This is a genomic window from Desulfosporosinus sp. HMP52 (assembly GCF_000765145.1).
In the GTDB taxonomy this organism is placed as follows: domain Bacteria; phylum Bacillota; class Desulfitobacteriia; order Desulfitobacteriales; family Desulfitobacteriaceae; genus Desulfosporosinus.
On the sequence record NZ_JMGA01000014.1, the window covers coordinates 17,640 to 31,866 of the forward strand.

The 14,227-nt window shown below is 41.5% G+C and carries 14 protein-coding genes; 2 read left to right on the plus strand and 12 right to left on the minus strand.

The genetic code is table 11. The annotated features are described in order from the left end of the window. Positions 1-260: 260 nt before the first annotated feature. Positions 261-1,385, minus strand: coding sequence for a cache domain-containing protein (locus DP73_RS05125; protein WP_034597973.1), 1,125 nt, complete (start codon positions 1,383-1,385; stop codon positions 261-263). Between the two features lie 167 nt (positions 1,386-1,552). Here DP73_RS05125 and DP73_RS05130 point away from each other — a divergent pair, with 167 nt between their 5' ends. Further along, complete coding sequence (locus DP73_RS05130) at positions 1,553-2,008, plus strand: YbjN domain-containing protein (RefSeq protein WP_034597974.1); 456 nt, start codon at positions 1,553-1,555, stop codon at positions 2,006-2,008. An 80-nt stretch (positions 2,009-2,088) separates the two neighbouring features. On the opposite strand, the gene DP73_RS05135 is transcribed toward DP73_RS05130, so the two are convergent. Further along, complete coding sequence (locus tag DP73_RS05135) at positions 2,089-2,739, minus strand: hemolysin III family protein (protein ID WP_034597977.1); 651 nt, start codon at positions 2,737-2,739, stop codon at positions 2,089-2,091. Between the two features lie 200 nt (positions 2,740-2,939). Here DP73_RS05135 and DP73_RS05140 point away from each other — a divergent pair, with 200 nt between their 5' ends. Continuing rightward, a complete protein-coding gene (locus DP73_RS05140) occupies positions 2,940-3,146 on the plus strand; it encodes an alpha/beta-type small acid-soluble spore protein (protein ID WP_014902444.1) in 207 nt (68 codons plus the stop codon). 187 nt (positions 3,147-3,333) lie between these two features. Here the strand turns inward: DP73_RS05140 and DP73_RS05145 are convergent, their stop codons facing one another. The 10 genes from DP73_RS05145 to DP73_RS05190 form a co-directional block, all read right to left on the minus strand. Further along, complete coding sequence (locus tag DP73_RS05145; protein WP_014902443.1) at positions 3,334-3,531, minus strand: hypothetical protein; 198 nt, start codon at positions 3,529-3,531, stop codon at positions 3,334-3,336. Between the two features lie 311 nt (positions 3,532-3,842). Continuing rightward, on the minus strand, positions 3,843-4,043 hold the full coding sequence (locus DP73_RS05150; RefSeq protein ID WP_034597978.1) for a cation transporter: 201 nt from the start codon (positions 4,041-4,043) through the stop codon (positions 3,843-3,845). 141 nt (positions 4,044-4,184) lie between these two features. Next, complete coding sequence (locus DP73_RS05155; protein WP_034597980.1) at positions 4,185-6,926, minus strand: heavy metal translocating P-type ATPase; 2,742 nt, start codon at positions 6,924-6,926, stop codon at positions 4,185-4,187. A gap of 26 nt (positions 6,927-6,952) precedes the next feature. Further along, the gene (locus tag DP73_RS05160) at positions 6,953-7,303 is read right to left on the minus strand and encodes a metal-sensitive transcriptional regulator (RefSeq protein ID WP_034597982.1); all 351 of its coding nucleotides are present in this window, start codon (positions 7,301-7,303) and stop codon (positions 6,953-6,955) included. Between the two features lie 227 nt (positions 7,304-7,530). Then, on the minus strand, positions 7,531-9,099 hold the full coding sequence (gene hutH, locus DP73_RS05165; RefSeq protein WP_034597984.1) for a histidine ammonia-lyase: 1,569 nt from the start codon (positions 9,097-9,099) through the stop codon (positions 7,531-7,533). A 283-nt stretch (positions 9,100-9,382) separates the two neighbouring features. Beyond that, on the minus strand, positions 9,383-9,823 hold the full coding sequence (locus DP73_RS05170; RefSeq protein WP_034597985.1) for a HutP family protein: 441 nt from the start codon (positions 9,821-9,823) through the stop codon (positions 9,383-9,385). Positions 9,824-10,095: 272 nt separating this feature from the next. Then, positions 10,096-10,704, minus strand: coding sequence for an isoprenylcysteine carboxylmethyltransferase family protein (locus DP73_RS05175; protein ID WP_034597987.1), 609 nt, complete (start codon positions 10,702-10,704; stop codon positions 10,096-10,098). 102 nt (positions 10,705-10,806) lie between these two features. Further along, positions 10,807-12,939, minus strand: a complete 2,133-nt coding sequence (locus DP73_RS05180) for a heavy metal translocating P-type ATPase (protein WP_034598032.1) — start codon at positions 12,937-12,939, stop codon at positions 10,807-10,809. Between the two features lie 105 nt (positions 12,940-13,044). Further along, positions 13,045-13,458, minus strand: a complete 414-nt coding sequence (locus DP73_RS05185; RefSeq protein WP_052090410.1) for a metalloregulator ArsR/SmtB family transcription factor — start codon at positions 13,456-13,458, stop codon at positions 13,045-13,047. Positions 13,459-13,716: 258 nt separating this feature from the next. Next, positions 13,717-14,196, minus strand: a complete 480-nt coding sequence (locus tag DP73_RS05190) for a spore coat protein (protein ID WP_034597988.1) — start codon at positions 14,194-14,196, stop codon at positions 13,717-13,719. Positions 14,197-14,227 lie beyond the last annotated feature (31 nt).

The following is a 14,227-nucleotide window of genomic DNA, read 5'->3' on the forward strand; positions in this document are numbered from 1 at the left end:
TTTTTTCCTCCCTCTTTAAATGTTCATACATGCCTATGTGTTGGTATCAGTTTTACTGCTTACAAGTAAGGTATGAATGACACAAATTGGACGAGGACCTAGATCAAATAATTAGAAAGAATTTTCTGAATCAACACATTATAAGCTTACAGCCCTTTGTCGCTTTAGTCATTATCAAAATAATTAAGTAAATAAAAAAATATTCTGTAAATATAAAGTACACTGGCTCTTTACTATTCTGAGTTGTTATGGTTAACCAATTAATCAATATCTTTAACACTTAGATTAGGTACGGGTTGAAATAGTTTTACCGGTCTTCCCACTGTTCCGTATTTTAACTCTGTTGTCAAAGCACCATGTTGTTCCAGAAACTCTAAGTATCTCCGAACAGTTACTCTTGTTAGGTTTACCCCTTCGGCGACGTTTTCAGCAGATACCAGTTCCCTTGTCTCGCACATAAATGAAAGGATTTGCATTAAAGTGAGTTGATTTAATCCCTTAGGTAAGCTTTGTTGATCAAATTTCCAGCTATTCTTTGGATCTTCAGTCATATTTAGCGCAGAAGGAGCTTTATCAACTTGTAAGTCCCTAGACATGGTGGCTTTACTCATTTCATCTGCGATATCCCCTAGTCTTTCAACCATTTGGTTAAAGGCAACCGCCAGATCTCCAATCTCTTTGGGGCCGGTGATATCAACTTTCTCGGCAGCGTGTCCGGTAGCCACATCACGTGTGGCGAGGGTTATGTCTCGGAGTGGGTTAATGATTACTTTTTGAATAAAGAACCAAGTTGATAAGGCCACAATTAAAGTAATTCCTAAGCCAAACCCTGCTAACAGAATTAACGAATTAACAATGAAAGCTTGAGTATAGTTTTTTGAAATACCAACATAAAATATCCCAATAATATCACCATTGCTATCACGAATAGGTTCATAGGCCGTTTGATAAAGCTGACCAACGACATTCGCTTCACCCAGGTAGATCTGCCCATCTTTCAAGACAGTCTGCGCCACTGCATCGGATACTTTTGTCCCTATTGCTCTCTCACCGTTGGTACTGCGCACAGTTGTAGCAACTCGAGTATCGCCGAGAAATAAAGTCACGGTGTCACCGGTTAGTTCTGCTAAATAATCGACAAGTTCTGTTTGATGGGATATTTGAGTATCACCTTTGTACAGAAGTCCCTCTTTTACTTGCCAAGAACCTGGGGTCTTTAAATCGATAATTTCCATGCATGTTGTTAAATCAGTTTTAGCTTTGACGATAGCCGCATCCACTGCTCGATGCTTCAAATGCCAACCTAATCCGAAAATCAAGCTCGTCGCGAGGACAATTAGCGACCCCAGCATGAGTATAAGAATTTGATGTTTTAGTGAGTGCAAAGAAACACCTCCTCGGAGATAAATATACTTTCATTCAATTCGGGATCTATCCAATAAAAACCTCTCTACCTAGTAACTAATTTATTTTTATTCCATAACTGGAAGGATTTTACCTTTATCGCGTTGAACTTATTTGAAAATCAGTCCGGGTTTAGGAGGAAGTAAAGATGTCCTTATTTCGGATGCTCTATGATATTCTGAGTCAAAACGGTTGGGAGTTTGATTTTGACAATAAAAACGAAATCATTCGGCTGGAGATTCGAGGCATAAATACAGATTTTAACGCTTTCCTTTTTGTAGACGAGGAGCAAGAATCACTGCTATGCAATACACATATTAACCAAAAAATCCCTCCTTCTAAACGGCTTGAAGTATGTGATTTCATGAGTAGGGTTAATTACGAGTTAGTCAATGGCAACTTTGAAATGGACATGGATAACGGTGAGATAAGGTACCGTACATACCTAGATCTTGCTGACGCCAAACCCTCTCAAGATCAAATACTAAATGTTGTCTGGAACGGGGTACTAGGATTTGATACCTATTACCCAGGCTTAATGAAGCTGGTATATGGGGATTACAGTGCGGAAGAAGCCGTCGCTTTTTGCACTGAGGATAGTTAATATTATTAAAAGGGTTGTCTCATAATGAATGTCTGAAAACATTCATTATAAGACAACCCTTTTAATGTTTATAACCTAAGCTACTCAGCCATGGGCATAATATAGATCAGAATCATTATGTAATGAACAATACTTCCTGCCCCAATGAATATATGAAATATCTCATGGAAACCAAAACGTTTCGGAAAGAAGTCAAAAATCTTAGTTGCATATATAATGGCCCCAACGGTATAGGTGACTCCACCTACCGCCATGAGAATAATTGCACCCATGGGCAAATTCTTAACAAGCTGTAGGAAAGGAACTAAAGCTATCCAGCCAAGTGACACATAAAAGGCTGAAGATACATAACGGGGCGCATGAATAAACCAAATTTTTAATAACATCCCTATAATCGCCAGAGCCCAAACCACAGTTAGCATCGCCCAACGCCATGCCCCTTCCAATCCATAATAAAACACTGGTGTATAAGAACCGGCAATTAATAAATAAATCGCAATATGATCCACCTTTTTAAGGAGAAGTTCTTTCTGGGGAGTTGTTCTTACCCAATGGTAAAGTGAGCTGGCACCATAGAGCAAGATCATACTAACTCCATATACCGTCATTGTAATGAGCTTTGAAATATTATTTTTACTTAGGATAATAAGAAACACTAGTCCCACGATTGCAGCCATAAACAATACAAAATGTGTCCAAGTGTTAACTGGTTCCTTCATCTTTAAAAACATCTGAAAGCCTCCCCTAAGTCTAAGTAATTTAATTCTAAACCTTACAATCCATAAAATCAATAACAATTCGGCTCCCGAACCAAAAGGAAAGCCTTTTATATTGTAGCAATAATTACCTGAGTAAGAAAATCGATAAATCACATAATAAGAATGTTCCAGTACACAAACACAAAACACAATTTTAAAGGAGGGTACCTATCATGGCAGGAGAAAGAAACAGTAATCAACCAGCAGCTAAAGGCGCTTCACAACAATTGGATCAGTTCAAATATGAAGTGGCAAATGAAATGGGCCTTCAATTAGGCGGTGACCGTACCAGTCGCGAAAACGGTTCTGTCGGCGGTATGATGACCAAACGTATGATTCAGTTTGCTGAGGAACATCTTAAAGGCGGAAGCAAAATCTAACTTCAAATAATGTTGTTAGTACTTAAGAAGGATATCGAAAGATATCCTTCTTACTATTTATTTAAGGCATAGTATTAGCTTTATAAAACTAAAAAATTCTTCTAACTCTTATACATACTAACTTTCACATACCAAACTAATAGAATAGAAATAAATCTGATTAAATATAAAAGGAGCTTTAAAGCTCCTATTTAATCGTTCCATCTGTTTCCTCAAGGAATTTTTTCTTTGAAGCCAAGTGCTCTTTAACATCTTTAATTTGATGAGCACTTAACTCTTCAGCATTCTCTAATAGAAACTCTTCATTCTTATGAATGTTGCGGAGAGTTAATTCGATCTTTTTCAATTCCTCATTTTTATACTTGTTGCCATCATTTCTTGGCATTGTTTCATCACCTCAGTAAATAGTTTATCCAAAGATAAGGTATTCATCCGAGATAATAATTTCCGAAGTTAAGGAATTAGTTATTCTTCGACTTTTTTGATTTTGTAAAGCGAGCGAGCAGACAAGCGCTCCTTCAGTCAGTTTGTTGGGAGTAAAGTAGAACTTTAGGGGTGCTCAGGTTAGCCTTGTGGAAATCTTACTCGTGCTAGGCATTTTTATTATCTGATGGTGCCGCCTTAGCAGCAGCATGAATGGTATCCAGTGCACATGCCGGCGAATACCAAAGGGGCCGCTTAACGGCCCCTTTCAACTTATTCAACGACGGTATACCCAGCATCTACGATTGCTTTCACGAGATCCTCGCGCTTAGCCTCACCAGTTACGACCGCTTCCTTAGCCGCAAGATCAACTTTTACGCTTTCTACACCACTCACTGCCTGTAAAGCTTTTTCTGCTCTCATTTTACAGTGGTTACAGGTCATCCCTTCAACCCTCAGAATAGTTTGACTCATCCTTATCACCTCGCTTATTCAGAAGTCAGAGTTCAGATGAAATCTGACTCGGACAGAATTATGGGAATATCCTTTAAGGCCCGCAAATGACTGGTTCGGCAACTCACAAGCCGAAAAGGAAACTTAAACATTGTCTTCTATCTAACCCTCTAGTTGACGATCAAACCGTCTTAAAAGAATAGAACTTGTCACTACTGAAACCGAGGAAAAGGCCATTGCCAGTCCAGCCCATTCAGGAGGCAGAAGCTCACCGGTAATCGGATAAAGGACACCTGCGGCAATGGGAATACCGATGACATTGTAGATTAAAGCCCAGAAAAGGTTTTGCTTTATCTTGGTTAGAGTTTTTCGCCCTAAACGAATTGCTCTCTCCACATCCAGCAGGTCATTGCGGACTAAGACTACATCCCCGGTTTCCTTGGCAACATCAGTTCCTGAGCCAATGGCTATCCCGATATCAGCTTGGGCAAGGGCTGGAGCGTCATTAATCCCATCCCCCACCATGGCCACTTTATAACCTTGATCCTGATACTTCTTAATAATACTGATCTTATCTTGGGGCAAAATTTCAGCAATAACTTCATCGATCCCCACCTGTTCACCAACCACATTAGCGACTTTTTTATTGTCCCCGGTAATCATAAAGGTCTTTAAACCTAAGTTATGCAAACGCTTAATAGCTTCAATAGTGCTTTCTTTAATGACATCGGCTAAAGCTATAAGACCTATAACTTTACCATCAAGGGCAATAAAGCTTGTGGTTCGGCCGGATTCCGCCAAACGCCTAAAGTCTTGCTCCGATTCACCAATATCCACACCTTGTAAATTCATCAATTTAATATTCCCAATCAGTAAGGTTTTCCCTTGATAAGAACAAGTTACTCCATAGCCAGCCTCTTCCCGATAATTCTCGACATTTTCAATTTTTAGATCTTCCAGCTTACTCTTAGCTACAACAGCCTGAGCCAAGGGATGAATTGAGGGGTTTTCACCAGCAGCTGCAATCCTAAGAATATCTTGTACTGAGAAATCCCCATAGGGCACAATATCTGTCACTTCCGGAGTACCCTTAGTTAATGTTCCTGTTTTATCAAAACCAATAGCCTGCAGCTTGGCAATTCCTTCGAGAACTGCCGCGGTTTTGAACAAGATACCTCGGTTTAATCCTACTCCGCTCCCAACCATAATGGCCGTAGGAGTCGCCAGGCCTAATGCGCAGGGGCAAGCAATTACTAAGACAGCTATGGCAGCGGTAAAGGCAAAGACAAAGGTACTATGGAAAACTACATACCAAATTGCAAAGGTAAGGATTGATAAGCCAACCACAGCCGGGACAAAGTAGTTGGATATAACATCAGCAAGCCTCTGAATCGGTGGCTTAACCCCTTGGGCATCTTCTACCATTCTAATAATTCCGGAAAGAACCGTGTCCTTACCTGTTTTAGTTGTTCTAACCTTAATACTTCCCGATCGATTAATTGTTGCCCCAATCACCTGGTCTCCAACACTTTTGTCAATGGGAATAGATTCTCCGGTCAGCATTGACTCGTCAATACTTGCTTGGCCCTCAATTATTTCACCATCAAGGGGTATTCTTTCTCCCGATTTCACTATAGTGATATCTCCGATTTTTAAATCCGAAGCCGACACTTCTTTAACCACGCCATCCACCCATAAATGGGCTTTATCTGCCTGGAGCTCTAACAGTTTTTTCAGAGCCTGTCCAGCCCTGCCCTTAGCCTTCGCTTCAAGATATTTTCCAAAGCGAACAAAGGTAATCAACAAGGCAGAGGTATCAAAAAAGTTGGGGCCTTCGAAGAAAACAGCAGGGATAAACATATGAATTGTGGTCATCAAACTATATCCGTAAGCAGCAGTAATCCCAATCGCCACTAAAACGTCCATATTAGCTGAGCGATTCTTTAAAGCATGGTAGGCCCCCCGATAAAATGTCCAACCGGCAGTAAACTGAACCACTGTCGCCAAAATGAGCATAGTATACATGATTGGTCTGGACATTGGCAAGAACATCAGCGGCATAATCGGCAAGGAAAGAATTGCACTAAAGATTAGCCAATTACGCTGCCTGAGGGCAGTGCGATCATCTTGATTCTCATCCATATTCTCGACAGGCGTATATCCGGCATCCCGTACCTGGGCAAAGATTTCTTTCATAGTTACTGCACTGGAATCGAACTCTACCGTCACTGTTTCACTTGCCAAGTTGACAGCCACACTGTGGACACCATTGGTACCCTTGAGTTTTTTTTCGATTGCCAAGGCGCAGTTGGCACAGGTCATACCGCTCACTTTAAATTGTTGTTTTCCTTCATCTGCACTTTGAGCACTATACCCCAGATCTTTGATCTTTGCTAGAAGATCATCGTCTTTAAACACCTTAGAATCCGTTTCTACCGTTAGCTTTTCCGAGGCAAAATTAACTGCAGCTGATTTTACTCCTGGTAAATTCCGCAGACCCTTTTCAATCGTTAAAGCACAATTCGCACAAGTCATCCCCGTTATTCTAAACTTGAGCTTTGAATCTATAATCGAAGACTCACCCTTAGTCTCCTCAGACTCCTTCTGTTCATCATCCCTCACAGAGTTGCCTGGCTTTACTTCCTCTAAGTCCTCCAGCTCTGCCTGTTCAACGGCCAGTGGTTCTAAAGAATAACCGCCTTCCTCAATCTCCTTCCGAACCTCCGCCAAATTGACCTGACCGGGGTCCCAGGTAAAAGTGGCCTTGGAGTCTGCTAAAGAGACCTGAACCTGTTCCACACTTGGATATTTTTCCAGAATCTTCGTGACATGATTGACGCAATGCTGACAGCTCATGCCATATATCTTAATTTCTTTACGTTCTCGGTTTGCTTGTTCCATCATTTATATCCCCCAAACATAGTCCACTTCTAACGCATCATGCGAAAGATCGTCTTTAGGACTTCATCAACAACTTGATCATCATTCCCTTGTAATCTTTCTTTGACGCATGATTTCATATGCCTTTCCAGAAGTAAGCGAGACGCTCCATCTAGAGCGGATTGAGCAGAGGAGATTTGATTTAAGATATCATCACAATAAACCTGCCGCTCTATCATCCCTTTAATGCCACGAATTTGCCCTTCAATACGGTTCATTCGCGTTACAAGTTCTTTAATTGTCTTATCATCATGATGACTCCTTCGCTCTCCTTGTCCTTGCCCCTGTGAATCACCACCGCAAACTGAACAGGTCTGGGTCTGCTTATCATTAAAATCCATTTAAATCACCTCTAATCAACATAGTATACCCCCCTACCCCTTATGTCAAGTTCTTGTTTCTTACTGCTTAACAATTATCCCTTAGTATTCCTAAATAGTCCTATGTTATCCTGAGCCATCATTTGAACAGACTGGGTTCAACTCAAATGATGGCTCACAGATAACAAACAATCAGACACCCTCTTCAGCAATTAAAGTAGGTGCCTGATATTTTCTCGGAAGCTATTTTAAGCTAATGGAATTCCCTTACGATCCAATTCAAATTTAACAGCATTAGCAAGTTTACCGGATATCACCAGTTCTTTGGCCAGATTAATATCCATATACATAACCCGATCTTCTTTGAGGGTAGGTACCTTGGAACGCACCAGTCGATAAGCACTCTCACTTCCCTTGCCAAGACTTAAGTTTTCTTTGCCCGATCTCAGATCCAGGCCTTGACAGGCTGCTAATAACTCCATTCCCAGCACATGCCCTGTGTTTTCAATGATACTGCGAGCCTTGCGGGCGGCGATTGTCCCCATACTCACATGGTCTTCTTGATTAGCAGAGGAAGGGATGGAGTCTACACTTGCTGGATGAGCTAAAACCTTATTCTCGGAAACCAAAGAAGCGGCTGAATACTGCACAATCATAAAGCCTGAATTCAACCCTCCATTAGGTGTCAGAAATGCCGGCAACCCGCTTAGGCTGGGATTAACTAAACGCTCTAAACGCCGTTCCGAAATATTAGCCAGCTCCGCCATGGCAATTCCCAGAAAATCCATGGCTAAGGCAATGGGCTGACCGTGGAAATTCCCCCCGGACAGCACGGAATCTTGATCAGGGAAAATTAAAGGGTTATCAGTAGCGGAGTTGATTTCTGTTTCTACAACCTTTTTAACGTAGGCAACCGCATCCCCCGAGGGACCATGGACTTGGGAAATGCAGCGCAGAGCGTAGGCATCTTGCACTCGGGGATGATGTTCATCAGCAAGGAAAGTACTGCCTTCCGTAAGCTGGCGTATTTTTTTCGCTGTCTCAATTTGCCCAGGATGAGGACGGACGGCATGGATTTTGGGATCAAAGGCTGCCAAAATCCCTTCTAAGGCTTCGAGAGTCAAAGCTGAGGTAATATTTGCTGATTCACATAAAATCTCAGCATCCCAGACCGCTAAAGCCGCTATGGCTGTCATTACCTGAGTGCCATTAATCAGGGCTAAACCTTCTTTGCCTTCCAAAACCACAGGTTCTATACCCGCTTGAGCCAAGGCATCCCGCCCACTCATCCGCCGTTCTTTATAAAAGGCTTCTCCTTCACCGAGCAAAACCAAAACCATATGGGACAACGGTGCCAAATCCCCACTTGCCCCAAGGGATCCTTTCTCAGGGACGACGGGAACTATTCCTGCATTTAACACCTTAATTAAGGTCTGAAGAGTGGAGAGACGAATCCCGGAAAATCCTTTGGCTAAAGCATTGGCCCGCAGCAGTAAAATTCCTCTTACGACTTCCGAGGCTAGAGGTTCTCCAACACCTGTTGCATGACTCATTATAAGATTACGTTGCAATGTTTTGGCATCCTCTTTGGAAATAAAAACATCACTAAACTTGCCGAAACCGGTAGTAATGCCATAAACGGTTTTATTACCTGCAATTAATTGATCTACGTATTCTCTGGATTTTACGACCTTTTCCTTAGCTGAGGGGTGTAATTCTACTTTAGCACCATAGCGTGCCACGGCAACCACTTGCTCTAAGGTCAGGTTTTCTCCATCCAAAGTAACTTTAGACTTTTCTGCTAATACTACGCTCATGTTTTTGTCCTCCTTATTAGAGTAAAGAAAACTTGGCTGGCGCTGAAGACACTGTCTTCGCACGAATTAACCATCTTGCAGCCGCAGGCGCGGCAAGCAGCCTTAGTTGCCCTTATGTTTAGATAGTATAATAACAAAGTTTTATACTTTCTGGATTGTACAAAAAAGAGGATTAAGCCATAAACTTTCGTCTATAGCTTAGCCCTCTAACATCTAATAACTCTGAGCATACCCTATTTTATTGCAACTTTCGAAAATACATACACTTTATTAATTCAAATCTTTAGAGATGGTTAATACCTAAACCACAAACCTCATGTTCATGTCCTTTAATTGGTGCACCTATCATTCCATACATGCTGACAGCAATCCAAAGATCATCTGAATCCTCTAGAGTTCGCGGCCCTTTGACAACTGCAAAGCGAAGTCCCACTGTACGCAAAATATTCCCCAGTTGAAGGGGCCCTCGGCCCAAACCCTGCAAGGCATCAAGAATAGCGTGATAAAGAGCATGCTGGGAACGATAACTCTCATCCGTGAGCCCCGCCCGTTTGGCTGCCGTTTCCACTGCAGCAATTATTTTTTGGACATCCATAGAACCAACCTTACCCGTAACAACCTCAAAGCCCTTTAATCTAGCCCGAGAAACGTAGTCATCAGTCTCAGATCCTTCGGCCATCGCAATCAGTAAAGCCGTTTTTCCCAACGATGAAAAATGTAACATGATAGCCCCCTGATTCAACCTGAGCATTCTATTATCTATGTCAGCATGCTTACTCATTAATAGCTGACCCTATTCTTATCATAGACGAGAAACAACTATCCTTCAAGAGAAAATTCTTAAATAGCTTACTTAGATGGCTAATAATCTTGATTGAAATTATATTCAGCCCTATGCCAGTTTGCAATCCCCTTGCAAACTGGCATTCCTGCGGCACAGCTGCCCTGGAAGACCCTGGCACGCCAAATTTACTGTCATCAGATGAACTACCGGCACTATAGGATGAAATAGCGCCCTGTATTTCTGAAATACTTTAGATAGTCCTCCTGAAAAGTTGCCTTGAGATGGACTTCCTCCTGGAGGATTAATAAATGGATGGCCAAGATATTGGTGAAGGCTAGTGCTAAGGTTAGAAGACTAGGGTAAGTAAGGAAAAGACCCATAAACATTAAGTCAAAGCCAACAAAAGCAGGATTTCTGGAAAATTGATAGATCCCGTCTGTTACTAGAGAGGTTTTGACACTTTTATCAATACCCACCCGCCAGGAGGTTTTCATGGCAATCATGGCTACAATAAATATTCCTAACCCCACTGTAGTGATGAGAAGGCCTAAACCGCTGAGATAACTAGTCCTAAGGAAAGGAACAGTCCACTGGGAAATTAGCGGTTCGAATAAGGAAAGCAGCAACCAAACAACACCCCAAAGAAATGTCGTGAATTTAACAAATGCTTCCACCACTCTTATAGGAGATTCCTTCCTGCCTTTACTGAGGACATTGGCGTCAATTCTATACCTTTTTTTTAGAAGTAATAGTTTGGACAAATATGAGAACAGAAACACCAGAAATAAGAAAAGTGAAAGACTATTTTTCAGATTAAACATAGACGTATCCCCCATAACAAAGTTAATCCCTAGGCACCAATATAAATAGCTTCTATATATCCGTTGATCAACCAAGACCAGGTTAAGTGGTTTGGGGATGATTTAGTTCTCCAAACTTGTGTGCCTGCTTACTCGAGTCGCATTTAACACGGCTAAAAGGGCTACGCCTACATCAGCAAATACCGCTTCCCACATGGTGGCAATGCCAATTGCCACCAAGAAAACAAAGCCTAGTTTTATTCCTAAAGCAAAGAAGATATTCTGCCAGATGATTTTCTTTGTAAAAAATGCGATTTCAATAGCCGTTAAAAGTTTAGCCGGTTGATCTTCCATCAGCACTACATCAGCGGCTTCAATAGCTGCATCTGATCCCAATCCCCCCATAGCTATCCCTACATCTGATCGCATCAGGACCGGAGCATCATTAATCCCATCCCCAACAAAGACAACCTTCTCTTTGCTATTTCCACTCATTAGTTTTTCTACCCAAGCAACCTTGTCCTGAGGCAGTAAATCAGCATGGAATTCCCTTACCCCTAAGTCTTTGGCCACACTTTCGGCAACAGTTTGATGATCTCCCGTCAACATCACTGTTTTAATCCCCGAGTTTTCTAAAGCCCTAATGGTTTCTTTAGCACCGACTTTTAGTCGATCTGAAATCAAAATCTGCCCCGCATATTTGCCCGAAACTGCTACATATACTAAAGTTCCCTTAAGACCATGTTCCTCCTCAGGAATAAGAATTCCTGAATCTTTTAAAAGTACAGCCTTGCCAACCAGAACATCGAACCCTTTAATTCTAGCTCGAATCCCCTTCCCGCTGACTTCTTCATAGTCCTCAATGTCTCCCGGGTCAATGGCGTATCCGTAACTCTCACGTATCGACTTAGCTATCGGGTGACTGGAATGAGCTTCCGCAATGGCTGTTATCTCCATAAGAAATTCTGATTCAAAGCCCTTTGCCGGGTTTATTTTTACTACATCAAAGACCCCTTGAGTTAAGGTTCCGGTTTTATCAAAAACAACAGTCTTTACTTTAGTCAGCGCTTCAAGATAGTTGGCCCCTTTGACCAAGATTCCCTGCCGAGATGCTCCGCCAATTCCGCCAAAATACCCCAAAGGAACTGAAATTACTAAGGCGCAGGGGCAGGAAATCACTAGGATTGTCAGGGCACGATAAACCCATTCACTGTAAGTTCCCATTCCGATAAGCGGTGGAATTATCGCAATTCCTAAGGCGATGAACACCACAGCCGGGGTATAATAACGAGAAAAAGTAGTGATAAACTTTTCGGTGGGTGCTTTTCGCGAACTGGCGTTTTCCACAAGATCGAGGATTTTTTGAATTGATGACTCTGCAAAAGGCCGAGTAACCCGAACAGTGAGCACACCGCTGGAATTGACCATCCCAGCTAAAATGGTATCCCCTTTTTCCATATTTCTCGGGACTGATTCTCCGGTCAAGGCAGAAGTATCTACAAATGAAGAACCGTTTACCACTTCTCCATCTAGGGGAACCTTTTCACCAGGTCGTACTAAGATTAATTGTCCAACTTGAACATCTTCCGGAGCAACTTTCTGAACATCTAATTGATGAACTAAGTTTGCATAGTCCGGCCTGATATCCATCAAGGCTTGAATAGAGCGTCGTGAACGATTAACCGCTAAGTCTTGGATATATTCGCCAACTGTGTAAAATAGCATTACCCCAACTGCTTCAGGAAGCTGCTTGATGGCTATGGCTCCAATCGTGCCCAAAGCCATTAAAAAGTTCTCGTCAAACAAAGCCCCTTTAGTTATGTTTCTCAGGGCAGTATAAAGCACCTCATAACCAACGAGAAAATATGCCGTTAAAAACACCGTATATTCTAGGGGCAAAGGCAAGTCAATTTTCAACACCGGCAATATAAGGCCTAGTGTAAGTAAAATCCCTGCCACAAACATTCTCATTTTCTTCCAGATTAATTCTGAGGAACCCTCTTCTTGTTCAAGGCCCCTACTTAGTTGGTTTATAGGTTTCAATATTACCCCCGGCTCAATCCGATCAACGATACGTTGGGCTAGTTCCAAAGCAGCAGGAGGTAAATAAACAGTTTGGGTTGCAAAGTTAAGGCTGGTTTCTCCAATGGTTTCCTCTAAACTGAATGCTTTTTCAATTTTTAAGGCACAGTTCGCGCAACTCAGTCCTTCTAAGCGATATTTAAGCTTTTCTTGATTGTGTTTTTCTATACTCATCTCTTTTTCTATACTCATCTTTTTTTCCTCCAACCTACTATCAATAATAATTCAATGCTGTCTAGGTCCGAGGCACCTAGTCACTCAGAGATGTTCCTTATTTTCTTACCTATGCCCTTCGGAAATATGCTCCAGACCCTCACGATAAAGTCCCATTACATGGTCATCATCTAAGGAGTAATAAACCATCTTTCCCTCTCTTCGATATTTCACCAGATGATTACTTCGAAGTACACGTAATTGATGTGATGTGGCTGATTGACTTAACTCTAATAGCTCAGCTAAATCGCATACACAGAATTCATTTTTGGCTAAGACATCCATAATTCTCACTCGGGTCGGATCTCCAAGGGTTTTAAATAGCTCAGCCAATTGATGAATCTGTCCGGCAGGTATGAGAGTTTGGCGAACTGATTCAATCAAATCAGTGTGAATACATAAAGTATCACATACAGGGTTATCCGTTGACTGGGTTATAGATTCTAAAGCTTTATTATGTTCATTTAGATCGGGAGTCATAACAGGAACCTCCTTACATATGTTTATATGTTCATATGTAATTATAGCATAAGTTCTTTTTTTATCAATCCTTTCTCCAGATATTTTAGGGTTAAGGCACAAAAGGAAACACCCTATCCCGGGTGCCCTAAATACAGTTTAATTAGGAAAAATAGCTTTTTGCCTTAGTATTTTTGGGGCAAAACAAATCGGAACACCAAATTTAAAGTTGGTGTTCCGATTTGCTTTAAGGCTAGGTTCTAATCGGTACAGTGAAAACTATTGTACCTGATACATACCTTTGCTTTGCATGTATTGGAATAATCCTTCGCCATGTTCTTGTTCTTCCTTTTGAATATGGTTCAAAACTTGTCGGACATTAGTATCTCTAAATTCAAAAATTGCTGTATTATAGGCACCTGATACATACTTTTCCGTCATCAGCATATCTTTACAGAGTTTTGCATCTTCTTGATTGTAATTTCCTTGCGTTTGACCTTGGCTGCCACTAGAGGCTTGTTGGTTCTGAGCCTGTTGCCCTTGCTGTTGCCCCCCCATAGTAGGTATCTGCCCAGCTAACATCTGATTTATCGAATTCAGGTGTTCTTGTTCCTTAGCTGAGTATGAAGTAAATAACTGCTTTAACTCAGCGTCTTGTGCTTGATTAGCATATTTTGCATATTTGTCTACGCAGCTTTCCTCGTGTTCTTTTTGATCCATTAAAAGAGATTTCTCTTTTTGTGAAAATTGAATTGTCATATAAAGCACCTCCCTATTATGCTTTATATTG

Bases quoted from the DNA above. Each gene is read 5' to 3' on its own strand.
- DP73_RS05130 (WP_034597974.1), top strand. From the start codon at position 1,553: ATGTCCTTATTTCGGATGCTCTATGATATTCTGAGTCAAAACGGTTGG.
- DP73_RS05155 (WP_034597980.1), bottom strand. From the start codon at position 6,926: ATGATGGAACAAGCAAACCGAGAACGTAAAGAAATTAAGATATATGGC.
- DP73_RS05160 (WP_034597982.1), bottom strand. From the start codon at position 7,303: ATGGATTTTAATGATAAGCAGACCCAGACCTGTTCAGTTTGCGGTGGT.
- DP73_RS05145 (WP_014902443.1), bottom strand. From the start codon at position 3,531: ATGCCAAGAAATGATGGCAACAAGTATAAAAATGAGGAATTGAAAAAG.
- DP73_RS05150 (WP_034597978.1), bottom strand. From the start codon at position 4,043: ATGAGTCAAACTATTCTGAGGGTTGAAGGGATGACCTGTAACCACTGT.
- DP73_RS05185 (WP_052090410.1), bottom strand. From the start codon at position 13,458: ATGACTCCCGATCTAAATGAACATAATAAAGCTTTAGAATCTATAACC.
- DP73_RS05170 (WP_034597985.1), bottom strand. From the start codon at position 9,823: ATGTTACATTTTTCATCGTTGGGAAAAACGGCTTTACTGATTGCGATG.
- DP73_RS05140 (WP_014902444.1), top strand. From the start codon at position 2,940: ATGGCAGGAGAAAGAAACAGTAATCAACCAGCAGCTAAAGGCGCTTCA.
- DP73_RS05135 (WP_034597977.1), bottom strand. From the start codon at position 2,739: ATGTTTTTAAAGATGAAGGAACCAGTTAACACTTGGACACATTTTGTA.
- DP73_RS05190 (WP_034597988.1), bottom strand. From the start codon at position 14,196: ATGACAATTCAATTTTCACAAAAAGAGAAATCTCTTTTAATGGATCAA.
- hutH (WP_034597984.1), bottom strand. From the start codon at position 9,099: ATGAGCGTAGTATTAGCAGAAAAGTCTAAAGTTACTTTGGATGGAGAA.
- DP73_RS05175 (WP_034597987.1), bottom strand. From the start codon at position 10,704: ATGTTTAATCTGAAAAATAGTCTTTCACTTTTCTTATTTCTGGTGTTT.
- DP73_RS05180 (WP_034598032.1), bottom strand. From the start codon at position 12,939: ATGAGTATAGAAAAACACAATCAAGAAAAGCTTAAATATCGCTTAGAA.